The organism is Amycolatopsis samaneae (genome assembly GCF_039541975.1).
Classification (GTDB): Bacteria; Actinomycetota; Actinomycetes; order Mycobacteriales; family Pseudonocardiaceae; genus Amycolatopsis; species Amycolatopsis samaneae.
This window is the reverse complement of sequence record NZ_BAABHG010000008.1, coordinates 435,463-460,530: the sequence shown is the minus strand read 5'-3', so window position 1 is coordinate 460,530 and position 25,068 is coordinate 435,463. Positions and strand designations below refer to the sequence as shown.

Annotated in this window: 33 protein-coding genes; 24 read left to right on the top strand and 9 right to left on the bottom strand. The window is 70.7% G+C overall.

The window, feature by feature from the left end; all coding sequences use genetic code 11:
- The 5 genes from ABD987_RS23550 to ABD987_RS23530 form a co-directional block, all read left to right on the top strand.
- Positions 1-1,144: COG1361 family protein (locus ABD987_RS23550; RefSeq protein WP_486303886.1), on the top strand; the 1,144-nt coding region annotated here is incomplete at its 5' end.
- A 10-nt stretch (positions 1,145-1,154) separates the two neighbouring features.
- Positions 1,155-1,664 (top strand): GtrA family protein, encoded by a 510-nt coding sequence (locus ABD987_RS23545; protein WP_345397468.1) that lies wholly within the window; start codon positions 1,155-1,157, stop codon positions 1,662-1,664.
- Between the two features lie 36 nt (positions 1,665-1,700).
- Positions 1,701-2,231, top strand: a complete 531-nt coding sequence (locus ABD987_RS23540; protein ID WP_345397465.1) for a GtrA family protein — start codon at positions 1,701-1,703, stop codon at positions 2,229-2,231.
- A 341-nt stretch (positions 2,232-2,572) separates the two neighbouring features.
- Positions 2,573-3,235: a response regulator gene (locus ABD987_RS23535; protein ID WP_345397462.1), complete on the top strand. Its 663-nt coding sequence runs from the start codon at positions 2,573-2,575 to the stop codon at positions 3,233-3,235.
- 103 nt (positions 3,236-3,338) lie between these two features.
- Positions 3,339-3,485, top strand: coding sequence for an SRPBCC family protein (locus ABD987_RS23530; RefSeq protein WP_345397459.1), 147 nt, complete (start codon positions 3,339-3,341; stop codon positions 3,483-3,485).
- A gap of 583 nt (positions 3,486-4,068) precedes the next feature.
- On the opposite strand, the gene ABD987_RS23525 is transcribed toward ABD987_RS23530, so the two are convergent.
- Complete coding sequence (locus ABD987_RS23525; RefSeq protein ID WP_345397552.1) at positions 4,069-4,473, bottom strand: VOC family protein; 405 nt, start codon at positions 4,471-4,473, stop codon at positions 4,069-4,071.
- Between the two features lie 418 nt (positions 4,474-4,891).
- Between ABD987_RS23525 and ABD987_RS23520 the strand changes: the two genes are divergently transcribed.
- The 3 genes from ABD987_RS23520 (at position 4,892) to ABD987_RS23510 (ending at position 6,874) form a co-directional block, all read left to right on the top strand.
- Positions 4,892-5,485 (top strand): PadR family transcriptional regulator, encoded by a 594-nt coding sequence (locus ABD987_RS23520; protein ID WP_345397456.1) that lies wholly within the window; start codon positions 4,892-4,894, stop codon positions 5,483-5,485.
- Complete coding sequence (locus ABD987_RS23515) at positions 5,482-5,931, top strand: nitroreductase/quinone reductase family protein (protein ID WP_345397453.1); 450 nt, start codon at positions 5,482-5,484, stop codon at positions 5,929-5,931. Before ABD987_RS23520 ends, ABD987_RS23515 begins: the two co-directional genes overlap by 4 nt.
- Before the next feature lie 61 nt (positions 5,932-5,992).
- Positions 5,993-6,874, top strand: a complete 882-nt coding sequence (locus ABD987_RS23510; RefSeq protein ID WP_345397450.1) for an aminoglycoside phosphotransferase family protein — start codon at positions 5,993-5,995, stop codon at positions 6,872-6,874.
- A 53-nt stretch (positions 6,875-6,927) separates the two neighbouring features.
- Here the strand turns inward: ABD987_RS23510 and ABD987_RS23505 are convergent, their stop codons facing one another.
- Positions 6,928-7,362 carry a hypothetical protein gene (locus tag ABD987_RS23505; protein ID WP_345397447.1) on the bottom strand — a complete coding sequence of 145 codons (435 nt, stop codon included), beginning with the start codon at positions 7,360-7,362 and terminating at the stop codon, positions 6,928-6,930.
- 123 nt (positions 7,363-7,485) lie between these two features.
- Here ABD987_RS23505 and ABD987_RS23500 point away from each other — a divergent pair, with 123 nt between their 5' ends.
- Positions 7,486-8,286: a helix-turn-helix domain-containing protein gene (locus ABD987_RS23500; protein ID WP_345397443.1), complete on the top strand. Its 801-nt coding sequence runs from the start codon at positions 7,486-7,488 to the stop codon at positions 8,284-8,286.
- 20 nt (positions 8,287-8,306) lie between these two features.
- Positions 8,307-8,669, top strand: a complete 363-nt coding sequence (locus ABD987_RS23495; RefSeq protein ID WP_345397440.1) for an antibiotic biosynthesis monooxygenase family protein — start codon at positions 8,307-8,309, stop codon at positions 8,667-8,669.
- Here the strand turns inward: ABD987_RS23495 and ABD987_RS23490 are convergent.
- Positions 8,642-9,805: a C40 family peptidase gene (locus ABD987_RS23490; RefSeq protein WP_345397437.1), complete on the bottom strand. Its 1,164-nt coding sequence runs from the start codon at positions 9,803-9,805 to the stop codon at positions 8,642-8,644. The two genes, ABD987_RS23495 and ABD987_RS23490, sit on opposite strands and share 28 nt — an antisense overlap.
- An 80-nt stretch (positions 9,806-9,885) precedes the next feature.
- Here ABD987_RS23490 and ABD987_RS23485 point away from each other — a divergent pair, with 80 nt between their 5' ends.
- The 6 genes from ABD987_RS23485 (at position 9,886) to ABD987_RS23460 (ending at position 14,148) form a co-directional block, all read left to right on the top strand.
- Positions 9,886-10,695: a biotin--[acetyl-CoA-carboxylase] ligase gene (locus ABD987_RS23485; protein ID WP_345397434.1), complete on the top strand. Its 810-nt coding sequence runs from the start codon at positions 9,886-9,888 to the stop codon at positions 10,693-10,695.
- A 91-nt stretch (positions 10,696-10,786) separates the two neighbouring features.
- A complete protein-coding gene (locus ABD987_RS23480) occupies positions 10,787-11,362 on the top strand; it encodes a PH domain-containing protein (protein ID WP_345397431.1) in 576 nt (191 codons plus the stop codon).
- Entirely contained in the window at positions 11,362-12,306 is a 945-nt protein-coding gene (locus ABD987_RS23475) for a hydroxymethylglutaryl-CoA lyase (protein ID WP_345397428.1), read from the top strand. Before ABD987_RS23480 ends, ABD987_RS23475 begins: the two co-directional genes overlap by 1 nt.
- Positions 12,303-12,884 carry a GNAT family N-acetyltransferase gene (locus ABD987_RS23470; protein ID WP_345397425.1) on the top strand — a complete coding sequence of 194 codons (582 nt, stop codon included), beginning with the start codon at positions 12,303-12,305 and terminating at the stop codon, positions 12,882-12,884. Before ABD987_RS23475 ends, ABD987_RS23470 begins: the two co-directional genes overlap by 4 nt.
- Positions 12,885-13,000: 116 nt before the next feature.
- Complete coding sequence (locus tag ABD987_RS23465) at positions 13,001-13,876, top strand: TNT domain-containing protein (protein ID WP_345397422.1); 876 nt, start codon at positions 13,001-13,003, stop codon at positions 13,874-13,876.
- Positions 13,873-14,148, top strand: a complete 276-nt coding sequence (locus tag ABD987_RS23460) for a hypothetical protein (RefSeq protein WP_345397419.1) — start codon at positions 13,873-13,875, stop codon at positions 14,146-14,148. Before ABD987_RS23465 ends, ABD987_RS23460 begins: the two co-directional genes overlap by 4 nt.
- Positions 14,149-14,308: 160 nt before the next feature.
- Here the strand turns inward: ABD987_RS23460 and hisN are convergent, their stop codons facing one another.
- Positions 14,309-15,097, bottom strand: coding sequence for a histidinol-phosphatase (hisN, locus tag ABD987_RS23455; protein WP_345397416.1), 789 nt, complete (start codon positions 15,095-15,097; stop codon positions 14,309-14,311).
- Between the two features lie 42 nt (positions 15,098-15,139).
- Between hisN and ABD987_RS23450 the strand changes: the two genes are divergently transcribed.
- Positions 15,140-15,850, top strand: a complete 711-nt coding sequence (locus ABD987_RS23450; RefSeq protein WP_345397549.1) for a response regulator transcription factor — start codon at positions 15,140-15,142, stop codon at positions 15,848-15,850.
- A 13-nt stretch (positions 15,851-15,863) separates the two neighbouring features.
- Entirely contained in the window at positions 15,864-17,147 is a 1,284-nt protein-coding gene (locus ABD987_RS23445) for an ATP-binding protein (RefSeq protein ID WP_345397546.1), read from the top strand.
- Here ABD987_RS23445 and ABD987_RS23440 read toward each other — a convergent pair whose 3' ends face one another.
- The 3 genes from ABD987_RS23440 to ABD987_RS23430 all read right to left on the bottom strand — a co-directional run bounded on the left by ABD987_RS23440 (position 17,148) and on the right by ABD987_RS23430 (position 19,466).
- Positions 17,148-17,621 carry a Pvc16 family protein gene (locus ABD987_RS23440; RefSeq protein ID WP_345397413.1) on the bottom strand — a complete coding sequence of 158 codons (474 nt, stop codon included), beginning with the start codon at positions 17,619-17,621 and terminating at the stop codon, positions 17,148-17,150.
- A 3-nt stretch (positions 17,622-17,624) separates the two neighbouring features.
- On the bottom strand, positions 17,625-18,257 hold the full coding sequence (locus tag ABD987_RS23435) for a helix-turn-helix transcriptional regulator (RefSeq protein WP_345397410.1): 633 nt from the start codon (positions 18,255-18,257) through the stop codon (positions 17,625-17,627).
- A gap of 225 nt (positions 18,258-18,482) precedes the next feature.
- Positions 18,483-19,466 (bottom strand): GlxA family transcriptional regulator, encoded by a 984-nt coding sequence (locus ABD987_RS23430; protein WP_345397407.1) that lies wholly within the window; start codon positions 19,464-19,466, stop codon positions 18,483-18,485.
- A 71-nt stretch (positions 19,467-19,537) separates the two neighbouring features.
- On the opposite strand from ABD987_RS23430, the gene ABD987_RS23425 reads away from it, so the two are divergent.
- On the top strand, positions 19,538-20,308 hold the full coding sequence (locus ABD987_RS23425; RefSeq protein ID WP_345397404.1) for an NAD(P)H-dependent oxidoreductase: 771 nt from the start codon (positions 19,538-19,540) through the stop codon (positions 20,306-20,308).
- Here ABD987_RS23425 and ABD987_RS23420 read toward each other — a convergent pair.
- Positions 20,305-21,186, bottom strand: a complete 882-nt coding sequence (locus ABD987_RS23420; RefSeq protein WP_345397401.1) for an NAD(P)-dependent oxidoreductase — start codon at positions 21,184-21,186, stop codon at positions 20,305-20,307. The genes ABD987_RS23425 and ABD987_RS23420 overlap by 4 nt on opposite strands.
- A 100-nt stretch (positions 21,187-21,286) precedes the next feature.
- Between ABD987_RS23420 and ABD987_RS23415 the strand changes: the two genes are divergently transcribed.
- On the top strand, positions 21,287-21,637 hold the full coding sequence (locus tag ABD987_RS23415) for a winged helix-turn-helix transcriptional regulator (RefSeq protein WP_345397398.1): 351 nt from the start codon (positions 21,287-21,289) through the stop codon (positions 21,635-21,637).
- Between the two features lie 79 nt (positions 21,638-21,716).
- On the opposite strand, the gene ABD987_RS23410 is transcribed toward ABD987_RS23415, so the two are convergent.
- Positions 21,717-22,283, bottom strand: a complete 567-nt coding sequence (locus tag ABD987_RS23410; protein ID WP_345397395.1) for a flavodoxin family protein — start codon at positions 22,281-22,283, stop codon at positions 21,717-21,719.
- Between the two features lie 92 nt (positions 22,284-22,375).
- Between ABD987_RS23410 and ABD987_RS23405 the strand changes: the two genes are divergently transcribed.
- From ABD987_RS23405 to ABD987_RS23390, 4 genes are all read left to right on the top strand, one after another.
- Positions 22,376-22,792, top strand: a complete 417-nt coding sequence (locus ABD987_RS23405) for a MarR family winged helix-turn-helix transcriptional regulator (RefSeq protein ID WP_345397392.1) — start codon at positions 22,376-22,378, stop codon at positions 22,790-22,792.
- Positions 22,793-22,848: 56 nt separating this feature from the next.
- Positions 22,849-23,778: an SRPBCC family protein gene (locus ABD987_RS23400; protein WP_345397389.1), complete on the top strand. Its 930-nt coding sequence runs from the start codon at positions 22,849-22,851 to the stop codon at positions 23,776-23,778.
- Positions 23,779-23,924: 146 nt separating this feature from the next.
- Positions 23,925-24,710: a helix-turn-helix domain-containing protein gene (locus tag ABD987_RS23395; RefSeq protein ID WP_345397386.1), complete on the top strand. Its 786-nt coding sequence runs from the start codon at positions 23,925-23,927 to the stop codon at positions 24,708-24,710.
- Positions 24,698-24,997 carry a DUF397 domain-containing protein gene (locus ABD987_RS23390; protein ID WP_345397383.1) on the top strand — a complete coding sequence of 100 codons (300 nt, stop codon included), beginning with the start codon at positions 24,698-24,700 and terminating at the stop codon, positions 24,995-24,997. Before ABD987_RS23395 ends, ABD987_RS23390 begins: the two co-directional genes overlap by 13 nt.
- Positions 24,998-25,068 lie beyond the last annotated feature (71 nt).

Here is a 25,068-nt window from a genome sequence, read left to right as displayed (position 1 = left end):
CCCACCGCCCCCGCCGCCGCAGGCGCCTCCCCCGGCGGCCGCCGCGCCGCCCGCGGTGCCGCCGCCCTCGGCCGCGCCGCCGAACCAGCAGCCCCCGCCGAGCGCGCCGCCCACCCTCCCGGCGCCGCCGAAGATGAGCGCGACGACGCCGCCCGAGGGCATCACGCTGCAACCGGGTGAGCAGCCCGCGAAGCTGCCCATCACGGTGCGTAACGACGGCGGGAGCCCGTCCGAACCGGTCGTGGCCACCCTGAACCTGCCCACCGGCGTGCACGCGGTGCCCGCCGGTGGTGGCGGTGCCCCCGGCGCGCGCGGGTACGCCATGGCCGCCGACGCCCCGATCGCCGTCAGCTGTCCCGGTGGCGAGGGCACGGTCACCTGCCGGACCGGAAGCGGCCTGCAGCCGGGCCAGTCCGCGGTGCTGACCTTCCTGCTGAAGGCCGACGACACCGCCGAACCCGGCAGCACCGTCACCGGCTCGGTCACCTCGGGCGCGCGGATCACCGTCACGCTGAGCGTGAAGGTCGCGGTCAAGCCGCCGCCGGACGCGGTGGCACTGGAGGCCGAGAGCGACTGGCTGTCCACCCTCCCGTGGTGGCACAACCCGCGGATCTACGTGCGGGTGCACAACACCGGGAAGACCACGAAGCCGGTCACCGTGACCTTCGACCACGCGCTGTCGAGCTGGTGGAGCCTGCGCGGCTTCCCGTGCCGCCCGACCGCCGAGGGCATGACCTGCACGACCACCGGCGCGCTCGCGCCGGGGCAGCACGTCAACCTGTGGGTCCAGCTGCGCGGGCGCCCGCCCGCCGGGCAGCCGGTGACCGTCGGCGGACGGCTCGGCACCGCCACGGCGAAGCCGGTCGAGGTGTACTTCGACTGGTGCCCGCCGAAGGATCTCGCCCCGTCCACGGCACCCTCGACCCCGTCGGTGGCGCCGTCCGCCACGACGAGCCCCGGCAAGAGCACGCCGAAGAAGTCGCCGGGCCACAGCGGCGTCCCGCCGGTGACGACGTCCGAAACGCCGCAGCCGAAGCAGTCCTCGGCACCGGTGACCACGGGCGCGCCGCCGCAGCCGGGCACGTCCACCACACCGACCGGCCCGAGCCACCCTGGCAACCATTTCGGCCTGCCACGGGAGTAGCGTCCGCGCGGTGCGGGAACTGCTGGGCAAGCACCGCGAACTGATCCGGTTCGCCGTGGTGGGCGGACTGAGCTTCGTGATCACGCTGGCGGTCAACTACGGGCTCAAGTTCACCGTGCTGCGCGCGCAGCCGCTGACCGCGCAGATCTTCGCGACACTGGTGGCGACGATCTTTTCCTACGTCGCCACCAGCGAATGGTCGTTCCGGACCAGAGGCGGCCGGGAGCGCAGGCACGAGGCCGCGCTGTTCTTCCTGTTCAGCGGGATCGCGCTGGGCCTGAACGCGGTCCCGCTCGCGGTGTCGCGCTACGTGCTCCAGCTGCAGGTACCGCACGTCACCTTCGCCGGGCAGGAGATCGCCGACTTCGTGAGCGGGATCGTGCTGGGGACACTGCTGGGCACGGCGTTCCGCTGGTGGGCGTTCAAGAAATGGGTGTTTCCCGAGGAGAACGCCCGGCCGCGCGGGCGGTCCGCGGACGGGCCCAAGGATCCGGACATTCACGACAGCATGGCCGCCTGAGCCATCCACCTGCTCGTTCTCTCCTAGAATGCGGTGGTGACCGTCGTCGAATCCGTGCTCAACCGCACGCCGGAGCCGCTGCGCTCGGTGCTGATCAAACACCGGGAGCTCCTGAAGTTCGCGATCGTGGGCGGCACGACGTTCCTGGTCGACAACGGCGTCTGGTACCTGCTGAAGCTGAGCGTGCTGGAATCGAAGCCGACGACGGCGAAGGCGATCGCGATCATCGTGGCGACGATCGTGTCCTACATCCTCAACCGCGAATGGTCCTTCCGTACCCGCGGCGGCCGGGAGCGTACCCACGAGGCGGCGCTGTTCTTCGTGATCAGCGGTGTCGCCGTGGTGGTGAACCTGATCCCGCTCTACGCGTCGCGGTACGTCTTCCACCTGGAAACGCCACATGTGTCGCGGCTCGTCCAGGAGATCGCGGACTTCGCCAGCGGGTCGATCATCGGCATGCTGCTCGCGATGGTGTTCCGGTTCTGGGGATTCAAGAAGTGGGTCTTCCCGGACGAGCTGGGCGAGCGCCGCCGCGACAGCGACCAGGTCACCCGCCTGCCCCGCTGACCGTTCCGCACCGTCGTGCCGTCAAGGCCGCCTTGCGGGCGTCGGACGCCCATAAGGTGGCCTTGACGGCGTTTCCCCGGCGCGTGGCGACTCTCTGTACATGAGAAGCGAGGGACCTTTACTATCGCTGGGCGGTAGCAAAGGTCCCTCGCTCCCCTCCGCGGGCCCGAACGGGTGCTCCCCACCTGGCCGGTGCGGTAAACCGCTTGGGCCGTCCGCCGCCGCCACGCGATACTCATCGTGCGTTTAATTCAGGCCGGGCGGTGTGCGGTGTGGACGGCGGAGACCGCCTTCCCGGCGCCGGCCTTGCGAGGTTGATCTTCGGCGCCGAAGGAGACCACATGACCGACCGGCTTCGCGTGCTCGTCGTGGACGACCATCCGCTCTTCCGTTTCGGGGTGTGCACCCTGCTCGCCGCCGAGCCGGCGATCGAGGTCGTCGGCGAGGCGGCGAACGGGACGCAGGCGGTCAGCGCGGCCGTCGCGCTGCACCCCGACGTCGTGGTGATGGACCTGCACCTGCCCGACCTGTCCGGTATCCAGGCGACCCGGCACATCGTGGCCGAGTGCCCGGAGGCCGGCGTGCTCATGCTGACGATGGCCGACGAGAGCGAGTCGGTGTTCGCCGCGATGCGCGCGGGCGCGCGGGGCTACCTGCTCAAGGACGCCGAGCCCGACGAGATCATCCGCGCGGTGCAGGCGGTCGCCCGGCGCGAGGCCATTTTCGGGCCGGACATCGCCAACCGCGTCCTCGGCTTCTTCAACCAGCCGCTGCCCAGCACCGAGCCGGTGTTCCCCGAGCTGACCACCCGCGAACGCGAGGTGCTCGAACTCATCGCGAGCGGGCACAGCAACGCCTTCATCGCCAGCACCCTGTGCCTGAGCCCGAAAACCGTGCGCAACCACATCTCGAACGTGTTCAGCAAGCTCCACGTGGCCGACCGCGCGGAGGCCATCGTCCGGGCACGGGACGCCGGGCTCGGCAGCCCGCCGGCCCGGCACTGATGTCCATAGTGGACTGATCAGCGGAGGTCGGCGTTTTCCCGGCCGCGTTTTCCCGGTGTGACCGCCGAGAAAGGACTCGACGTCCACGCGGTCCTTTTCCGAAGTGGACGGTCGCACGACGCTGTCGATCCTGACGTTGGCCCCTGGCAGGGAACTGCGCGACGCGATCCTCGCCTCCGGCATGGAGGTCGGCATGCAGGAGCAGCTGCGGGTCCTGGAGGAGATCGCGATCTCACTCGGCACGGAGTAGCCGTCCGGGTCCGTGAATGTCACATTGAGGTTTTCTCAGTAGCGGTTGGGGGTGTGCTGGTGTCACGAATGTCGCATTGGCGACGTTCAGCGTCACGAATGTCGCATTCGTGACATCGTCTCAGCCGAAGCCCGCGTCCCGAGCGGAGCGTCGGGGACAGCGAGTGATGCTGGTGGCCTTGCGTGGGGTGAGCGGTGTACTGAAGGACGCTTTCAGTGCGTTGGCCGCACTGAAGGACGCCTTCAGTGCACCCCGGGCACCAGAGCTCACTCCCAGTGAGAAAACCCCAATGTGGCATTGGGTGCGTCCAACGCAGCGAACGCCACATTGGGGTTTTCTCACTAGGGTGTGGTGTGGCCGGGCGAGGATGTCTCGTACGCGTCGTAGGGGACGATCAACGTCCCGAACGCTCCGTTCGCGACGTGGGCTTCGCCGACCTGATGTCCCGAAGGTTCCCTTGGAGACGCTCACCGTCCCGAAGGGCCCCTTCAGGACACGACACCCCCACGGCCACCCGCCACTACTGAGAAAACCTCATTGAGGGACTCAGAGTCCCTCATGAGGCATTCACGGACCTTCGCGGTCAGGAGGGCTGGCTGATGTTGACCATCCAGGAAATACCGAACCTGTCGACGCACATGCCGAACTCGTCGCCCCACATCTGTTTCTCCAGCGGAACCGGGACGGTGCCGCCCTCGGAGAGTTTTTCCCAGTAGCCACGCAATTCCCCGGCGTCGTCGCCGCTCAGGCTCACGGAGATATTGGTGCCGGGGTTGTGTTCCATCCCGGGCGGGGTGTCGGCCGCCATGATGGTGAATCCCTTTTCGGTCTCCAGCATGGCGTGCATGATCTTGTCCGCGGCCTCCGGCCCGCCGAAGTCCCCGAACGTGTTCAGGGTCAACGTGCCGCCGAACACGCTCTCGTAGAACTCCATGGCTTGCCGCGCGTTGTCGGAGAAGCTGATGTACGGATTCAGGCGTGAGGCCACCGGACGCTCCTTGCTGGCGAGGTGAAGGGCTCGTGACGGTAGAGCATCGTCGCAGATCAACAGGGACACGGCCACCCCTGGTCACCCACGCGGTGGGAAACCTGGCAGCGCCGGTGAATTCGGCGCGGGAAAACTCGACAATCACCCCCTCGAAACCGAGCTGCGCAATTCGGCCACTTCGCACGTTGGCGTTATCTCGGGGAAGATGACCGGCCCGTCGGTGAATTTCGCCCACGCGAAGGTGACGAACCCGCCGGACCCCTCACCCGGCGGAAACCGACCAACGGCCGTCCAGTCCGGGCGCCCCGGCTCCCCCGGAAACCTGCCGGGCCCCGGCCGCCGGGTCGCGGCGGTTGACGGGCACGCCGTTCACCATATACTCGAACTCGTTCAATCGAACTCGGCTATAAGGTGAACCATGATCGCTCGCCGCGCGCGGCGCACCCCGTTGAACCTCGTCGTGCTGAGCCTGCTCAACGAGCGGCCCCGGCACCCGTACGAGATGCAGACGCTGATCAGGGACCGGCGCGTCGACGACGTCGTGCGCCTGCGCGGAGGTTCGCTCTACGACACGATCCCCCGGCTCGTCGAGCTGGGACTGATCACCGCGACCGGCACCGAACGCGCGGGCGCGCGTCCCGAGCGCACCGTCTACGCGATCACCGACGCCGGTCGCGAGGAGTTGCTCTCCCAGCTCCGCGAATACCTCGGCACACGGGCCGAGGAGTTCCCCGTCTTCGCCGCCGGGCTCGCGCACTGGGGGCACCTCGCCCCGGCCGAGACGCGGGAACTGTTGCGTGGCCGGGCGGACGCGCTGGCGGGGCTGATCGAGCGGACGGACGCCGACCTGGCCTCCGCCGCGGCCGCGGGCATTCCGCGGCCGGTGCTCCTGGAAACCGAATACACGCAGGCGATGCGCCGGGCAGAACTCGGCTGGCTACGGGAAACCGTCCAGGACTTCGAGAGCGGCGAACTCGGCTGGATACCCGACGACGAAGGAGACACGACATGAACGCGACGCACCGGACCACGCTGCCGCGGGGCCTCAAGGCGATGAACCGGGTGGTGACCACGCTGTACCGGCTGGGCGTCCGGATCGGCACCATCCACCTGCTCACCGTGCCCGGCCGCAAGTCGGGGCAACCGAGGACCACCCCGGTCTCGCCCTACCTGGTCGGCGGGAACCGGTATCTGCTCGGCGGGATCGACGGCGCCGACTGGGTTCGCAACGTGCGCGCCGCCGGCACCGCCGTGCTGGCCCGCGGCAAGCGCGAGGAGCGGGTCCGGCTGGTCGAGCTCCCGGTCGGCGAGCGCGGCCCGATCCTGCGGGCGTTCCCCCGCGAGGTACCTCACGGCGTACCGATGATGATCAAGACCGGACTGGTCGAGAAGGGGACGCCGGAGGAGTTCGAGGCGGTGGCCGACCGCTGCACGGTCTTCCGCGTCGAGCCGGTCTAGGCGGGACGGCCCTCGTCGCCTGCTAGCTTGCGGCCGACGTCAACGGTCGGGAGGCCCATCGATGGACGAGGCCGGGCGGGACCTGGTGGAAGCGCTGCTGCGGGACCAGCATCCGGATCTCGCGGAGCTCGAACTCCGCGAGGTCGCCGGTGGCTGGGACAACCGGCAGTGGCGGCTCGGGACGGAACTGGCCGTGCGCCTGCCACGCAGCGAGCGGGCCCCGTCCCTGTTGCGCACCGAGCAGAAATGGCTGCCCGTGCTCGCCGGGCGCCTGCCGCTGCCGACGCCCGTCCCGGTCCGCGTCGGCGAGCCTTCGGCCCGGTTCGCGCATACCTGGACCGTCACGCGCTGGGTCGAGGGCGAACCGGCGGACCTCGCGCCGATCACTGACGCCGGCGCGGCCGGGACGCTCGCGTGCTTTCTCCGCGCCCTGCACCGCCGCGCGCCCGCGGACGCCCCGGTCAGTCCCACGCGTGGCATCCCGCTGGCCGGGCTGGCGGACGCGTTCACCGAGTGGATGGCGGTCCTGCCCGAGGACCTGAGCGCCGACGCCGCCTGGGAGGTCTGGGAGAAGGCCCTCGCGGCGCCCGCGTGGCGCGGCGAACCGCGGTGGCTGCACGGCGACCTGCATCCCGCGAACGTGACGGTGCGGGACGGGACGCTCTCCGGGGTGATCGACTTCGGCGACCTGTGCTCGGGCGATCCGGCGAGCGATCTGTCCGCCGCCTGGATCCTGTTGCCCACGGGCACGGCGAACCGGCTCTTCGACGCCTACGAGGACGTGGACGAGGACACTGTCACGCGGGCCCGCGGGTGGGCCATCCTGCGTGCGCTGTGCCTGATCGGCATCGGGCGCGACGGCAGGCTCGGTCTCCCCGGGGGCAAGCCGACCTGGGAACCGGCGGGCCGGGCCGGGCTCGTCCGCGCGCTCGATCCCGCCTAGGTGTGGTTTCCGTGCGGACATGACCACGAGACGGGCACGCCACCGGCCTTTTCTCACGATTGGCGGGGTGAGCGTCCGACGCCGATGACCGCCAGCGCGGCGAATGTGGCGACCCAGGCGGCCCCGGCAAGCATGAAGGCGGTGCCCAGGCCGGTGAGCGGTAAGAAGCCGGTGGCCAGGAGGGCGAGGATCGCCACGCCGGACAAGGCGTTGCCCGCGATGGCGCACCCGGCCAGCCGCGGCGGGATCCGCGGATAGCCGGCGATCAGGCCGAGGGCGGCGGCACCGCCCACCATGGCGATTCCGATCGGAACGAGCCAGGTGGGCGGCAGGCCGAGCGGACCGGTGAGCCATCGCCCGCCCACCAGCATGGCCACGCCGAAGATGGCGGTGCCCCAGCCGTCGATCCGCAGGCTGCCGCGCAGCAGGTCCGAAGTGCCGCCGGGCGGCATCGCGTCATGCTGGGGGGAAGTGCTCAGGATGCTCATGCCTGTCTCCTCGGTCCCTTGGTCAAGCCTGGTACGTGCCGACGGTGGCATGGTGCGGAGCATGAGCTCAATGACCTCCGAGGTCATGGAGCCGGTGATCCACAACGGTTACGCTCCGGCGTCATGGACACACACCAACCGGCCGGAGTGGGGATGCTGCTGCGGGAGTGGCGGCAGCGCCGCAGTCTCAGCCAGCTCGATCTCGCCCTCCTCGCGGACACTTCCGCCCGGCATCTGTCGTGTGTGGAAACCGGCCGCGCCCGGCCGAGCCGGACGATGGTGCTACGCCTGTCACGCGCTCTGGACATTCCCTTGCGCGAGCGGAACACCCTGCTGCTGGCCGCCGACTACGCACCGGCCTACCGTGAGAGCAGCCTCGACGACGAAACCATGACGTCGATCCGGTCGGCGCTCGACACCATGCTGACCGCGCACGAGCCGTACCCGGCGGTGGTGGTCGACCGCCAGTGGAACGTGGTGACCGGCAACAGGTCCATGGCTGTGCTCATGGACGGCATACCCCCGCACCTGCGGCAGCCACAACCCAACGTGTACCGCTTGGCCCTGCATCCCGACGGGCTGGCGTCGCGACTGGCCAACCTCCACGAGGTCCGAGCGCTCTTCCTCGAACGACTGCTTCGCCAGGTCAACGCCACCGGAGACACCCAGCTGCGCGCGCTGTACGAGGAAGTCAGCCGGTATCCCGTCCCCGCGGCCATGGAGCAGGCCGGCGACGTCGAAAACTCGCCAAGCCCGATACAGGTTCCGCTACGCGTCCGAACTCCCCACGGAGAGCTGTCGATGTTCAGCACCATGGCCACCTTCGGCGCTCCGGCCGATGTGACGCTGTCCGAGCTGGCGATCGAGTTGTTCTATCCCCTGGACGGATTCACCGCGGCCGCGCTCCGCGCACTGGCCTCATGATCGACAGGAGTGTGCTCACCATGAGTGATGGCGTCACGTTCATCAACGTTTTCGAGATCCCCGCGGACCGGGTGGACGAGTTCGTCGGCCACTGGCGGGAACGGGCCGAGCTGCTGCGGGACGCGGCCGGCTTCCGGGATGTCCGCCTGCACCGCGCATTGCTGCCGGATTCGCGGTTCCAGCTCGTCAACGTGGCGCACTGGGACAGCGAGGAAGACTGGCTGGCGGCGACGCGGAACCACGGGAAGTTCCGCTCGTCGGTCGCCGAGGCCGCGCAGATCGCCACCCCCAACCCCGCGCTGTACGAGGTCGTGGTCGAGATTCCCGGACGCGCGGAAACCGCACCAGGCGCTCGTCAGGCGGGGCGGCCCGCGCCGGCGTAGTCGTCACCGCGGGTGTGGTAGGTGTGGATCTGGACCGCCTGGCCCTCGGTCGGCGCGTTGATCATCAGCCCGTTGCCGAGGTAGAGGCCGACGTGGTGGATGTCGACCGCCGGGTTGCCGTAGAAGACGAGGTCGCCGAGCTTCGGCTCCTGGTCGCCGGGCACCCGCTGGGTCGCGAGGTACTGGGTGTGCGCGGTGCGCGGCAACGCGACCCCGGCGCTGTCGTAGGCGGCCTTGGTCAGCCCGGAGCAGTCGAACCCGGCGGATCCCGCCTCGGGACCGTTGCCGCCCCACACGTAGGGCAGGCCGAGCTGGCCGAGCGCGAACCGGGTCGCGCGCACCGCCGGCGTGCCGGACTTCGCCGGGTCGAGCGAAAGCGTCGCGTACAGCTGGGCGGTGCCGAGCACGCGCTGCCGGAACAGCTCCGCCGACGTACTTTTTCCCGCGGAGGCGGCATCAGATCCAGTGTCGTTGCCGCCGCCCGCGAGACTCTTGTAGTTCGCGACGGCCTTCCACCAGCCGTTGCCGCCGCCGAGATCGCCGCCGCCGGAGCACAGCGCCCGCCCGGCCGCCACCGACGCCGAGTCGAGGTCGGTCACCGCGGGCTTCGCGATCCCGGGGACCCCGCCGCCGTATTTGGCCCACTGCGCCGGGGAAAGGCCGAGCGGGCCGCGCCGGGGGTCCGCGGTCCGGCCGTGGTTCGAGTGCGCCGAGCCGACCCCGGCCAGTGTCACCCAGGACAGGTGGCAGCCGGGCTGCTCGGACCGCAGCTGGAGCTCGCCGTTGGCGTAGCCGATGAGCGCGTTCGCCGGGATGTCCAGCGGCCCGGCCAGTTTGTCGGCCCAGTCCTGGAGCGGGTTCCGGCCGCCGCTGGCCCCGCCCTGGCTCGGCTCGGTCGCCTTGACCGGCGCGCTCACCTCGAGCACCGACGGACCGGACGCCGGGGCGCCGGTCTTCGCCGCGGGCACCGGGACGGGCGGCGGCGCGGCGGCCGGGGCGTCCTCGCGGGTCACCAGCCAGCCCGCGGTGGCCAGCCCGGCCACCAGCGGCAGGGCGACCAGCCCGCGCAGGGCCGCGCCACGGGCCCACGAAGTCGGTTTCGGAGCGGCGTCGGGCGCGGGTTCGGGCGGCGTCACGTCGTCCAGGTTAGAAGAGCCCACATCCGGGTAACGAGCGAACGGCTTGCGCGTTAGGGGGACTCTCATATTGTGGGCGCATGGCGTCCATCGATGGTGACCTCCTGCGGGACCGGCTGGGTGACCGGTACGCCGCGGTCGAGGTCGTGCCCAGCACCGGCTCCACCAATGCCGACCTGCGGGAATCCCTCACGAAGGGCGCCGCCGACCGGACGGTGCTGATCGCCGAGGAGCAGACCGCCGGGGTCGGCAGGCGGGCCAGGACCTGGGTGTCGCCGAAGGGATCGGGCCTGTACCTCAGCGTCGGGCTCCGCCCGCACGGCGTGTCGTTCACCGCGCTGGGCTCGCTGTCCATCGTCGCCGGGCTGGCCGTGCGCGCGGCCGCCGAGCGGCTCGGGGTGGACGCGGTGCTGAAGTGGCCCAACGACGTCCTCGCCGGGCCCGCGCACGCGAAGTGCGCGGGCATCCTCGCCGAAGCGATCGCCGGGCAGGACGCCGCCGTGGTGCTCGGGATCGGGCTCAACGTGCTCCCGCTCGGGGAGAACGTCCCGGCGGGCGCGGGCGGGCTGCCCGCGACGTCGCTGGCCGAACAGGGCGCGACGGCCACCGACCGCGGCGAGGTCGCGGCGCTGCTGCTGGCCGAGCTGGACGACCGGGAGCGCCGCTGGCGCCTCGCCGGGGGCGACCTGACCGAGGCCGGGCTGCTCGGCGAGTACCGGCGGCACTGCGCCACGCTCGGCCAGGACGTCGAGGTCCAGCTGCCGGACGGCACCGCGCTGACCGGCAGGGCCGCCGACGTCGACCCGGCGGGGCAACTGCAGGTCGACGTCGCCGACGGCCGCAGGCACACGGTGTTCGCGGGCGACGTCGTGCACGTTCGGCCCGCCTGAGGAGAAACGCCGCGTCACCCGGCCCGGCGGGGCATCGGCGCCGGTACGGTTAGGGCACCAGCGCCACATCACACCCAGGGGAGCGTCCGCCGTGGCCTATCCGGACGACCTGCTCAGCGAGCAGGAGCGCGTCATAGTGCACAGTCACCCGCATTTCAAGATGCTGATCTGGCCGTTCATCGCGCTGATCGTCGTCCTCGGCGGGGGCGGCTGGCTCGCGATACTGGCCAAGGGCGCGGCCGCGCCGTGGAACTCCGTCGGGCTGATCGCGCTCGCCGTCGTCGCGCTCGTGCTGGTGGTGTGGCTGTTCCTGGCCCCGCTGGTGCGGTGGCGCACGACGCACTTCATCGTCACCACCGACCGGCTGATCGCGCGCGAGGGCGTGCTCAAGCGCACCGGCATCGACATCCCGATGTCGCGGATCAACAGCGTGCAGTTCGAGCACGGGCTCACCGACCGGATCTTCGGCTGCGGCACGCTGATCATCGAGTCGGCCTCGCACGAGCCGCTGCGCTTCGACGACATCCCGAAGGTCGAGCACGTGCACACCGTGATCTACCGCGAGGTCAACGACAACCCGTACGACGACTACCGCGAGGGCGGGCCGCAGGACACCGAGCCCCTGCCCCCGCAGGGGCATCCGCCGCGGGGAAACCGGAGGGCCTGATGGGCGCGCGCGAAGCGGGACTGCCTGCGGTCGTCCCCAGCCGCACCGGGCTGCCGAACCAGGTGACCATCTGGGAGGTCGGGCCGAGGGACGGGCTGCAGAACGAGAAGTCGATCGTGCCGGTCGAAGTGAAGCTGGAGTTCCTCGACCGGCTCGCCGGCGCCGGGCTCACCACGCTGGAGGCGACCAGTTTCGTGCACCCGAAGTGGGTGCCGCAGCTGGCCGACGCCGAGCAACTGCTGGCGGGTCTCGACCGCCGCGACGGCGTCCGCTACCCCGTGCTGGTGCCGAACGAACGCGGCCTGGACCGCGCGCTGGAGGCCGGTGTCGCGCACATCGCGATCTTCGCCAGCGCCACCGAGACCTTCGCACAGCGCAATCTCAATTCCACTGTGGACGACCAGTTCGCGATGTTCGAACCGGTCGTCACCCGGGCCCGCGCCGAGGGACTCGAAGTACGCGGCTACCTGTCGATGTGCTTCGGCGACCCGTGGGAGGGCGTGGTGCCCGCCGAGCAGGTCGTCAAGGTCGGCAAGCGGCTGCTCGACCTCGGCTGCTCGCAGCTGTCGCTGGGCGACACGATCGGCGTCGCCACCCCCGGCCAGGTCGAAGCGCTGATCTCGGGCTACCGCGAGGCCGGTACCGAGGTCGGCGCGCTCGCCGTGCACTTCCACGACACCTACGGCCAGGCGCTGTCGAACACCCTCGCCGCGCTCCGCTGTGGTGTGTCCACTGTGGACTCCTCGGCGGGCGGGCTCGGCGGCTGCCCGTACGCGGAGTCGGCGACCGGGAACCTGGCCACCGAGGACCTCGTGTGGATGCTCGACGGGCTGGGCATCGAGCATGGCGTGAACCTGGACGCGCTCGTGGAGACCAGCGTGTGGATGGCGGGAAGGCTCGGCAGGCCGAGCCCGTCCCGTGTGGTGAACGCGCTGGCGGGATGACGAGCTTCGCCGAGCTGACCGGTGAGACCTGGCCGTTGTTCGAGCGGCTGTTCGGGCCCGGCGGGGTGCAGGGCGGCTGCTGGTGCGCGTTCTTCCGGCTGCCCGGCCCCGAGTTCAAACGGCTCGGGCGCGACGGGCGCAAGGAGCACGTCCGGGGCGAAGCGGACGCGGGCAGGCCGCTGGGGCTGCTCGCGCTGGTGGACGGCGAACCGCTCGGCTGGGTCGCGGTGTCCCCTCGTCCCGACAACCCGCGGCTGAAGCGGTCCCCGATCGCCGCGACGACGGTGCCCGCCGACGTCCGGGTGTGGTCGGTGACCTGCTTCTTCGTGCACCGGCGCGGACGGCGGCGCGGGCTGGGGGCGGAGCTGCTTTCCGCGGCCGTGGATTTCGCGGCGCGGGGCGGCGCGGAGGCCGTCGAGGGCTATCCGGTCGAGGTGACCGGGAAGCGGCCGGGCACCGATCTCTACCACGGCACGGTCAAGATGTTCCTCGGCGCGGGTTTCGAGGTCGTCGAGCGGCGCGGCCCGGGACGGGCGCTCGTGCGGCGATGGCTCGCCGACGCGCGGAGACCTGGGTGAGTTCTCCCCCGATCAGGGAAATGTCCGCTGCGAACGGAACCGGGCAGGGGCAAGATGCGTCGAATCCTGTGCCGCCCTTCTGCCGATGGCGGGACGACCGAGCCGGAGGGGGTGCCGTGACCGAGCCGCCGTCGTCGCCAGTGCCGGGCGACACCGAAGTGGAGACCGGTCCGGTCCAGGTGCCGCCGCAGTACGGCGGCCTGCTGGATTCCCGTGGTTTCGACGAGGTGCCGACGCCGCCGTCCGGGTTCGGCGCGCCCGCGCCGTGGCCGCAGGCGGTGTCCGCCGCGATCCCGCCGCCACCGCTGCCTCCGGTCGCGCCGGTGGCTCCGGTCGCGCCGCGCCCGCCCGCGCCGCCGGGCAGGCCGCCGCTCGGGGCGCCGCGGACCGAACGGGAGAGCGTCGTCGCGCTCTTCCTCGTGCACCTGTTCCCGATCGGTCACCTGCCGGTCGCCACCGACCGTCCGGCCCGGCAGCTGCCGCTGCCCGGCGACGCCGGGGCGGTGGGACCGTTCGATCACCCCGACACCGAACTGCTCGACGACACCTCGGCGTTCGAGAACGTGCGTGCCGGCTTCCGCCGCTCGGCCACGGCGCCCTCGGCGACGCCGCCCGCGGACCTGATCGGCGACCACGAACCGGCGTCCGGTACCGAGGAGCGGGACTGGCCGCGGGCCGGGTCGTGGTCCGAGGAGCCCGTCCTCCTGCCGGAGGGCGCCCTGCTCGACCGCTTCGGCGGTGCCGAAGGCCGCGTCTTCGCCGTCGACGGGACACCGTTCGCGCGGCGCTCGCTGCCACCGTCCGCTGTGGACGGTGGGTACCGGCGCTACCGCGTGACCCGGCCGGTGCCGATGTGGCGGTCGGTGTCGCCGGCGTGGTTCGGGCAACCCGGCGGCGGGACGCGGCTGCGTGCCGTGCTGGGCGCGGACGAGCTGGTGACGCTGGGGTTCCTGGCGGATGTCACGGCGGATGTCACGGCGGAGGAACGATGAACACGCAGTCGATCATGCGCTGGCTCACCGCGCTGGGCGTGCCGCCCGAGGTGGTGTCGATCGGGGCCGAGACGGACAACGCCTGGTGCGTGCTGCGGGGCGGGGACGCGAGCGGTGACGCGGGCCCGTCGTGGGAGGTGTTCTGGCGCGAGCAGGGCAACCGGTACGACTGGGCGCGGTTCAGCAGCGAGCAGGTCGCCTGCCACTACCTGTTCGGCAGGCTCGCCTGGGCCCAGGTCGCCCGCGGCGCCGTCGGCCTCCTGCCCGGCTGAGCCACGCCCTGCGAGGCGGCAGCAAAGGTCCCTTGCTCTCTTTCCGCAGGTCAGGGGTGGTCCGTGAATGCCACATTGAGGGACTCAGAGTCCCTCAATGTGGCATTCACGGACCGCTGAAGGCCTTCACGGCGCGCGTCCGCCGCGATGCGAGAACCGGTCAGGTGCGCAGCAGGGTCAGGGCGGCGTCGTGGACCAGGCCGTTGGTGGACAGCGCGCTCCCGCCGTCGTACCGGGCCTGTCCGCCCAGGTCGGTGAAACGCCCGCCCGCCTCGGTCACGATGATCTGCGCCGCGGCGACGTCCCACGGGTTCACAATGCACTCGGCGGCGACGTCCAGCGCGCCCTCGGCGACCAGGCAGTGCTGCCAGAAGTCGCCGAACGCCCGGCTCTCCCAGCACGCGTCGACGAACGCCAGATAGCGCTCGCGCGAGTGGTGTTCGGTCCATGAGCCGAGGTCGGTGGTGGACACATACGCGTCTTCGAGCGACGACACCGCCGAGACCGACAGCCTGCGCTCACCCGCCGCGTCCCGGCCCCAGGCGCCCTCGCCGAGCGCGGCCCACCAGCGGCGGCCGAGCAGCGGCGCGCTGATCATCCCCACCACGGGGGAGCCGTCCTCCACCAGGGCGATGAGGGTCGCCCAGACGGGTACCCCGCGCAGGAAGTTCTTGGTCCCGTCGATCGGGTCGACCACCCAGGCCCGCCCGGTGGCGCCCACGGTGCCACCGCGTTCCTCGCCCGCGACGTCGTCCCCGGGACGTTCCGCGCCCAGGACCTCCCTGATCGCGTCCTCGACCGCGGTGTCCGCGTCGGTCACCGGCGTGCGGTCCGGTTTGCGCTCCACGGCGAGGTCCAGCGCGCGGAAGCGGGCGGTCGTGATGGCGTCGGCCGCGTCGGCCAGCCGGGTCGCGAGGTCAAGATCATGGCGGTATCCAGGCACGGTCACGATGGTTTCACGGCCCGTGGCCGTAAAGTCGACCAGGTGAGCATGGTCCTACTTGCCGAAGACGATCCCGCCATCGCCGAACCGCTGTCCCGGGCACTGGAACGCGAAGGCTACGAAGTCGAGGTGGTCACCGACGGGCCGTCCGTGCTCGACGCCACCGCCGCCCACCGCGTCGACCTGCTCGTCCTGGATCTCGGGCTGCCCGCGATGGACGGTCTCGAGGTCTGCCGCAGACTGCGCGCGAGCGGCACCGAGATGCCGGTCCTGATGCTCACCGCGCGCACCGACGAGGTCGACTTCGTCGTCGGCCTCGACGCCGGCGCCGACGACTACGTCGCCAAGCCGTTCCGGCTCGCCGAGCTGCTCGCCCGTATCCGCGCGCTGCTGCGCCGCCGCGCGCCGGAGGTGCTGGAGGCGGGCGGCGTGCGGATGGACCTCGGTGCCCGGCTGGTCACCGTCGACCTGCGCGAGGTCCAGCTGGCCAACAAGGAGTTCGAGCTGCTGCGCGTGCTGATGAGCCGCGCCGGCCAGGTCGTCAGCCGCGACGAGATCCTCGCCGAGGTCTGGAACGACCTCGAGTCGAAGACCTCCAAGACGCTCGACATGCACATGTCCTGGCTGCGCCGGAAGCTCTCGATCGCCGCCGACGAGGCGGCCGGGCGGCCCGCGAAGTCCCCGTCGGTCCACTCCGGCGACGGCGAACGCCGGATCGCCACCGTCCGCGGCGTCGGCTTCCGCTTCAACACCGAGTGATGATCCCATGACGATGCGCCGCCGGATCCTGCTCGCGATCCTGCTCGCCGTGACGGTCACCGCCGCGGTGCTGGGCATCCCGCTCGGGATCACCACCTGGCGGCTGGTGGAGAACTTCTACCGGGAGAACCTCGCCTCCAACGCCCGGGGCGTCGCGGCCATCCTCGACAACGAGCTCGCCAACGGCCAGGAGATCGACCTCGACCAGGTCCGCGCCGCCGTGCCGCCCAACGGCCAGCTCACCGTGCGCGCGAACGGGCTGATCGAGAAACGCTACGGCACCCCGCCGGGCCCGTCCGCGATCACCGAGAGCGTCCCGATCGCCAGGGAGGGCACGGTCGTGCTGTCCATCCCGGCCGGTCCGATGCACGCCCGCCAGACCCAGGTGACCCTGCTCGTCGTGCTCCTCGTCGTGCTTTCGGTGGGCACCGGCGCCGTGGTCGCCACCGTCACCGCGCGCCGGCTCGCCCGCCCGCTGCGGCACGTCGCCGAACGCGCCGCCAAGCTCGGCGGCGGCGACTTCCGGCCCGACCCCAGCCGCTACGGCGTCGGCGAGCTCGACATGGTCGCCGAGGCGCTCGACGCCTCCGGCAGCGCGCTGGCCCAGCTCGTGCAGCGGGAACGCCAGCTCGTCGGCGACGTCTCCCACCAGCTGCGCAGCAGGCTCACCGCTTTGCAGCTACGGCTGGAACCGCTCACCGTGCACCCCGACACCGAGGTCGCCGAGGAGTCCAAGGCCGCGCAGGAACAGGCCGACCGGCTCGCCGAAGCGCTCGACGAACTGCTCGCCGCCGCGCGCGCCGCGCGCGAGGTCGGCGCGGAACCGGTCGAACTGTCCGAGGCGCTGCCCGAGATGTCACAGGAGTGGCGGCAGCTGCTGCGCGCGCAGGGCCGCAACCTCCGGCTGAAGATCGCCGACGGGCTCACCGTGCGCGTCACCCCCGCGCGGTTGCGCGAGGTGATCGGTGTGCTGCTGGACAACGCGCTCCAGCACGGCGCGGGCACCGTTTCGCTCGCCGCCCGGCGCGGCGACGCGGACGGCACCGTCGTGATCGAGGTCGGCGACACCGGTTCCGGCGTGCCCGACGAACTCGCCCCGCACATCTTCGAGCGCGGGTTCTCCGGCGGCGGTTCGACCGGCGTCGGGCTCGCGCTCGCCAGGGCACTCGTCGAGGCCGACGGCGGCAGGCTCGAACTGTCCGGCAAACGCCCCGCGGTGTTCAGCCTGTTCCTGAAGATCCCGCGCCCCGGTGACGTCGGCGAGGTCCGCTGGCCCGCCGAACGCGTGCCCCGCTGACTACCCGGTGACCCCGGCGGTCACGCTGACCACGAAGGCGGCGCGGGCGGGAATGCCGAAGCTGGGCCACAGATCCGTCGGGTCGGTGCTCGCGAGGGACAGGCGCAGCGGCAGGCAGCCCGCCCCGGCCCCGGCGGGCAGCAGACCCGCCGGGACATGGTCCGCCGCCACCACGGCACACAGCGCGGCGTCGAGCAGCGTGTGTTCCTCGTGCACCCGGCCCGCCCGCGCGGTGACCAAATAGGACAGTGTGCAGCGGCGGGCGGGAGTGACGCCGGTACCCCCGGAACCGGCGTCACGGCCCCCCGCTTCCTCGGCCGTCGCGGCGTGCAGGGAGAAGAGGAACAACTCCAGGCTCCGGCCCCGGTTTTCCTTCTCCCAGGCCGGTTTCGGCGGGTCCAGCCGGATTTCCGTCCCCTCGGGCAGATGAGGCCGGATGAGCAGGCACAACGCCTCGTCGACCTGGGCGATCATGGCCTAGATCAGCCCTTCCCGTAACGCGTAGGCCACCGCGTGCGACCGGTTGCGCAGCTGGAACCGGTTGGTGACGTCGTGCAGGATGCTCTTCACCGTCCGCTGTGAGTAGCACAGCTGGTCGGCGATCTCCTGGGTCGAAAACCCCGAAGCGACGAGCTTGAGCACCTCGGTCTCCCGGCTGCTCATCCCGCCCAGGTGCAGCCCGCGCGGTTGCAGCACCTGGCGTTGCAGGCGGGACACCCGGTTCAGCAGCCCGCCCAGCAGGTCGGGCGGCAGCGCGCCCTCCCCCGCCGCGGCGGCCTTGATCAGTCGCACCAGCGCCTCGGGCCCGGCGTCGGCGCGGCGGGCGACCGCGCAGACCCCGTGCTCGACCGCGCTGAGGATCTCGTTGCCGTCGACCTCACCCGCGACCAGCACGATGCGGGTGAATCCCTGACAGTGCAACGCGGACAGCAGCTGTGTCATCCCCTCGTCGAGCCGGTCGGCGACCAGCAGCGCGACCATCGTCGGCTCCGCGGTGGTCTCGGCCACCACCCGGACCTCGTCGCGCGAACTCAGTGCCAGGCAGACGCCGTTGTGCAGGATCGGATCGGTGGCGCGGACGACCACTGGTGTCCGGTTCGGTTCGAACATCGCTCCCCATTCCCCTCGAACTACTGCGGAGGTCCCACCCCGCCGCCCCATCACCCTGCCGGGCCGGGTGTCCCGGGCACATGGGACCGCTGTCCCGTTGTTGCCCGAAAGACCGGCCCGAAAGCCGTACCGATCACGGCCGTGTTCACACTCGGCATCTCCCCGCACACTCCCCGGCTCGCCAACCACGTTCCCCTCTCGACGGTCGGGATCGGGGACGACCGTTCAGACCGCGCTGCGGAACGTCGTCCGGTAGGCGCTCGGGGACACGCCGAGCGCGGCCTGCAGGTGCTGGCGCATCGACGCCGCCGTGCCGAACCCGGCCTCCTCCGCGACCCGGTCGATCGGCAGGTCGGACTCCTCCAGCAACTGCCGCGCCCGTTCGACGCGCTGCTGCGTCAGCCACTGCACCGCGGACATCCCGACCTCCTCGCGGAAACGCCGGGTGAAGGTCCGGGTGCTCATCGACTCCCGCGCCGCCAGCTCGCGCAGGGTCAGTGGCCGGTGCAAGTGTTCCAGCGCCCACGCCCGCGCGGCGGCCGTCGACGAGGTCGCGGTCTCGGGCACCGGGCGCACGATGAACTGTGCCTGCCCGCCTTCGCGGTGCGGGGAGACCACGGTGCCGCGCGCGACGTCGTTGGCGACGGCGGCGCCGTGGTCGCGGCGGATCATGTGCAGGCACAGGTCGATGCCCGACGCCACCCCCGCCGAGGTCAGCACGTTCCCGTCGTCGGTGTAGAGCACGTCGGCGTCGACCTCGACCTGGGGGAAGCGGGTCTGGAACTCGCACGCCGAACGCCAGTGCGTGGTGGCACGGCGGCCGTCGAGCAGCCCGGCCGCGGCGAGCAGGAACGCGCCGGTGCAGATCGACGCGATCCGGGTGCCGGGCCGGATCATCGCGAGCGCGCGTTCGATGGGCGGGGTGAGCACCCGCGCGTTCGGCTCGTACTCGATCACGGCGGCCGGGACGAGCACGGTGTCCGCCTCCGCCAGCGCCTCCGGCCCCTGGGCGACGGTGAGGGTGAGGTCGGTGTCGGTGCGGACCTCGCCGGGTTCCGGCGTGCAGGTGACGACCTCGTAAAGCGGGGTCCCATCGGCGGCGCGGGCCTGGCGGAACAGCCGGTGCACGATGCCGAGCTCCATCACGAGCATGCCGTGGCGGACCAGCACCGCCACGCGATGACGTCCGGGGTGGGTGAAAACGGCCATGGCTTGATTCTTGCATAGGATGGCCATCGGGCCACTTTTTCGGCAGTGTCCCGATGGCGACCATGGAACCCATGAACGTCTTGTGGATCTCCGCCCATCCCGAACCACGCTCGCTGAACGGCGCGTTGCGCGACGAAGGTGTCGACGCGCTGCGCGCGCTCGGACACGAGGTCCGGGAGTCCGATCTGTACGCCATGCGCTGGAACCCGGTCGTCGGCCACGAGGACTACGCCGCCGATCCGAACGAGCGGTTCTTCGTCGGCCCTCGCTCGGAACAGGCCTTCACGGAACAGACGTTGAGTGCGGACATCGTCGCGGAGCAGGAAAAACTGCGCTGGGCCGACGCCGTGATCATCCAGTTCCCCCTGTGGTGGTACGGAATGCCCGCGATTCTCAAGGGCTGGTTCGACCGGGTCTTCGTCAAGGGCTTCGGCTACGGCACCCGCGCCGCCGACGGCCGTGTCCGGCGCTACGGCGAAGGCGTGCTCGAAGGCAAGCGCGCGATGGTGCTCGTCACCGCCGGAGGCCCCGAACCGACCTTCGGGCCGCGCGGGGTCAACGGGGCGATGGACGAGCTGTTGTTCGGGCTGCAGCACGGAGCCCTGTGGTACACCGGGATGTCCGTGCTGCCGCCCCTCGCCGTGTACGGCGCGAACCGGGTTTCCGACGACCACTACGCACAGGCCGTCGCCGAACTGCGCGACCGGCTCAAGACGTGGGAAGTCACCGAGCCGCTGCCGTTCCGCGCGCAGCACGGCAGCGACTACGACGAGGATCTGGTGCTGCGGCCGGAGATCGCGCCCGGGGTCACCGGCCTCCGGGCGCATCTGGCCGACGGCTAGACAGTCCCCTTCGCGAACACCTCGACAAGGCTGGTGAAGCTGTCCTCACCGTGTCCCGCCGCGACGCCGCGCCGGAACGCGTCCAGTACGGCCGACGGCAGTGAGGAATCGACGCCCGCCTCTTCCGCGGTGTGCACGACGTGCCGCACGCTCGCCTCTCCCATAGCGAGCCGTTCGAGGTCGCCGGGGTACTCGCCGGAGTCGATCCGGGCCGAGACGTAGCCGATGCCCTCGGTGACGGTTTTCAGCATCGACAGGGCGTAGGGCTCGAATTCGGCGGCGGTGATGCCGTTCGCGCGGGCCACCGCGAGCGCGTGCACGTAGGCCACCACCGACGGCCAGAACAGATCCATCTGGAGCTGGTAGTACAACGCCGCGAGTCCGGGGTCCGCACCGCGGTAGTCGGTCCCGGACAGCACGGCGAGGGTGTCCCGATGCGCCGCGAAGACGTCTTCGGGTCCACTGTAGAAAATGGACGCTTCGGGGTTGCCGATCTCCGTCGGCGGTGTCTGCACACCACCGGTCAGCTGCCGGGCGCCGCGCTCGGCGAACCACCGGGCGGCCTCCCGCGCCCGGCCGGGGGTGTCGGAGGTGAGGTTCGCGATCACCTTGCCGGACAAGGCTTCCGCGACCGGTTCGAGCAGGGCGTACAGCACGTCGTAGTCGGTCAGGCTCAGCACGATCAGCTCGGCGGCGCCCAGCGCCTCGCCGATCGTGGCCGCCCGGATGGCTCCCCTGGCCACCAGTTCGTCGGCCTTGCTCGCGGTGCGGTTCCACACCGTCACCGGGTGGCCGTGGTCGAGAAAGGCGCCCGCCATCGCGCGCCCCATGGGTCCGAGGCCGATGACGGTGACGGCCGGTTTCGTGTTCTCTGGCATGTCCGCAATGCTGCTTGTGCGCTTTACTGTGATCAAGTACCTACTTTAGAGTCAGGTACCCACTAAAAGGTAAGCATCAAGCACAGCAAGGAGACCCGGCATGCGGTCGGCGGGAATGTACCTGTGCGGGCTCGACGCGGCGGTCGACGTCATCGGCGGGAAATGGAAGGTGCTGATCCTCTGGGCCCTGCACGCCGGGCCACGGCGCTTCGGCGAGGTGAAGCGGGAAATCGAAGGCATCAGCGAGAAGATGCTCATCCAGTCGCTGCGCGAACTGGAGGCCGACGAGATCGTGCACCGCGAGGTGTTCCACGAGATCCCGCCGAAGGTCGAATACTCGCTGACGCCGTTGGGAAAATCGCTCAACACGGCGCTCGCGCCACTCGGCGACTGGGGCCACAAGCACATGAAGCGGATCGAAAAGAACCGCCACGTCACCCCGCGCCCGTAGGTCCGTGAATGCCACATTGAGGGACTCTGAGTCCCTCAATGTGGCATTCACGGACCTCCCCCGGCGCAGCGAGGCGGCACTAGGCTTTGACGAGGTCTGCGGACGCGAAGAAGGTTTCGGCCTCGCCGAGGGTCTGTGAGTCGACCAGGATGTCGCCGGGCCTGCTGCCGTTGCCGATCAGCACGCCGCCCCAGTGCATCGACAGGTAGTCGGCGGTCTTGCGCAGCGTGCCGACGAGCGGGTCCGCCTGCTCGCGTTCCTCGCTGAGCACGCTGACACCCCACAGCGTCTTGCCCCGCATCCGCGCCTTGAACTCGGCTTCGGGACGGCGCATCCAGCCGGACCAGTAGTCGAGGTAGAGCTTCACGCTCGCGGCCACGCTGTACCAGTAGACCGGCGACGCGATCACCAGGTCGGTCGCGGCGAAGGTCGCGTCCATGAGCAGCCGCTCGTTGCCCTCGGGCACGGCGTGCTCGCCCACGCCGTGCCGCCGGTCCTCGAACGGCTCCAGCGGCACCTCGGGCAGCCGGATCCATCGCTGCTCGGCCGTTTTCGGCAGTTCCTTCGCGGCCCGGCGGGCCAGGATCTCGGTGTTGCCACCCGCGCGAGCGGCGCCCAGCAGGAAGAGATAGCTCCGATCGGACATCGGGACTCCGTTCACCTGAGTTATATGCATGTACACACAAAGACTGTCACTGCATATACTTGAAGTCAAGGGGCCCGGACCGTGGAGGACACATGACCGCCGACGCACAGGCCTGGAGCCGCCTGCTCGTGCTGCACGCGCGCGTCGAGCAGGAGCTGTCCAAGGCGCTGCACCGGAAACACGGGCTCGGCCTCTCCGAGTACCGCGCGCTCGGCAAGCTCACGGAGTCGCCGAAGAGCGGGATGCGGATGCAGGATCTCGCCGAGGCCATCGGCCTCAACCAGAGCTCGGTCAGCCGCATGGTGGGGCGGCTCGAAGACGCCGGGCTGACCTTCCGGGACATCTGCGAAGACGACCGCCGCGGCGTCTACTCGGTGATCACCATAGAGGGCCACAAGCGCTACGCCGACGCCGAACCGACCTACCTCGACGTGCTGGCCACCGCGCTCGCCAAGGCCGAGAGCGACCCCGACTTGGCCTCGGCGGTGGCCGCCCTCCGCTCCGCTTGACGCCTATATTCCTCAGTGGTTATATACGGGCACAGGCAACCACGAAGGAGGCGGCCGTGTCCGGAAGCACGCAGCTGGAAACCGTCGACGAGCGCCCGGTACTGCGCTTCGAGCGCCGTTTCGCGCACCGCGCGGAGAAGGTCTGGCGCACCATCACCGACCCGGCCGAGCTCGCCCACTGGTTCCCCGCCGCGGTGAGCGGCGACCTGCGGCCCGGCGGCGTCCTCACGTTCACTTTTGAAGGTGAGGACAAGGGCACCGACGGCGAAGTGCTGACCTTCGACGCGCCAAGGGAATTCGCGTTCAGCTGGAACTCCGACGCGCTGCGGTGGGTGCTCACCCCGGACGGCGACGGCTGCCTGCTGGAGTTCACGCACACCTTCGGCCGCGGCGAATCCGCGATCGCGCGGCTCGCGGCCGGGCGCAACGCGGCGGGCTGGGACACCTGCCTGGACGCCCTGTCCGCGCGGCTCACCGGCGAAACCCCCGTGCAGCCCACGAACTGGCACGACCGGATGGCCGCCTACGTCGAGGAATGGCACCTCGGCGAGGGCGAGGTCGACGGCGGCGTCCTCCGCTTCCGGCGTGACCTGGTGTGGAAACCGCTCGACGAGGTCTGGCCGCTGCTCGCCCCCGAACCGCTGAAGCCCGGCGACCCGGCCCCGGCCGCCGCGGGCAACGGACGGCTCGTGCCCGGCGAAGTGACCGTCGCCGACGCGCCGCGTGTTCTCGAATTCTCCTGGCTGGACAACGGAAAACCGGCCGGAAGCGTGCGCTGGGAACTCGTCCGCGACGAGCTGGACGGCGTGCGCGCCGAACTGACGCAAACCCTGCCCGGCGACCATCCGGCGCTCGCGGCCGAACTCGCCGCGTGGCACGAACGCATGGCCGCCCTGTTCGCCGCGACGTTCGGCGTCGAGCCGGAGCCCTGGCCCGCCGACCGCGTCGAGGCACTGACCAAGCACTACACGAAGCAAGGTCTCTGAAGGCCACCTTGAGGGCGTTCAAGTCCCTCAAGGTGGCCTTCAGAGACCGGCCCCGTAAGCAGAGTGTCCTTGGTTACAGTGGCGGCACGCGCGACTACTATGCGCAGGGACATATCCGTTCAAGCCGGGGTGAGGACACACCGACGATGGCCCATCGACGCCCGACCGCGCTGGAGATCTGGGGACGCGAACTGGCACTGGCCCGGGGCGCGACCGGGCTGAGCCAGGAAGCGTTCGCCCAGCGCGTGTACGTGTCCCAGTCGCTGGTCGCGATGTGGGAGACCGGCCGCCGCTCGCCGAAAAGCCCGGACCTGGCGCACTGCGAGGAGATCTGCGGTACCAACGGGTACCTGGCCCGGATGCTCGACCTGCTGGTGTCCCGCGAGGTCGACCACGAGTGGATGGACCGCTGGGTGAGCGTCGAGGAACGCGCCACCACATTGCTGTCCTTCGAGCCCACCGTGATCCCTGGCCTGTTGCAGACCAAGGAGTACGCCAGGGCCGTGCAGGACAACGACGATCATGTCGCCGAACGGCTGGAGCGCCAGCGCGTGCTGGACAGCGAGGTGCCGCCGATGCTGGTCGTGCTCCTGCCCGAATACGTCCTGCACCACCGAGTCGGTGATGAGCGCGTCATGCCCGAGCAGCTGACGCATCTGGCGACGATGGCCCGGCGGCCCCGGATCGCCGTCCAGATCGTGCCGCTGGACTCCCCGTGCTACGCCAAGTTCCTCGGGCCGTTCGTCGTGGCTGCCATCGAGGGCGGCCGCGAGGTGGCCTACGTGGATAACCAACTACGCGGCGAGGTGGTGGAGCGCGCCGAGGACGTAGCCTTCTTACGAGCGCAGTTCGACTACTTCCGCGCCGACGCCCTGCCCAACCGGCAGTCCATCGAGCTGATCGAAAGGATCGCGAGCCAATGGCACCCCTGAACTGGCACAAGTCCTCCCACAGCACCTCCAACGGCGGACACTGCGTCGAGGTCGCCCTCCCCTGGCGCAAATCCTCCTACAGCGGCTCCAACAACGGAAACTGCGTCGAGGTCGCCCTCCCCTGGCACAAGTCCTCCCACAGCGGCTCCAACGGCGGCGCCTGTGTAGAGGTGGCCGCCAGCGACCAGTACACCGCCGTGCGCGACTCCAAGGCACCCCACACCGGAATGCTCACCGTCCGTCCAGCCGCCTGGCACGCTTTCACCCGCACCCTCCGGAACCACTGACCCCACCGTGCGTCCGCCCGGGGGATGACCTTCGCCGGGTGGACGCGCGCGGACCGGGCGAGCGATTAGGT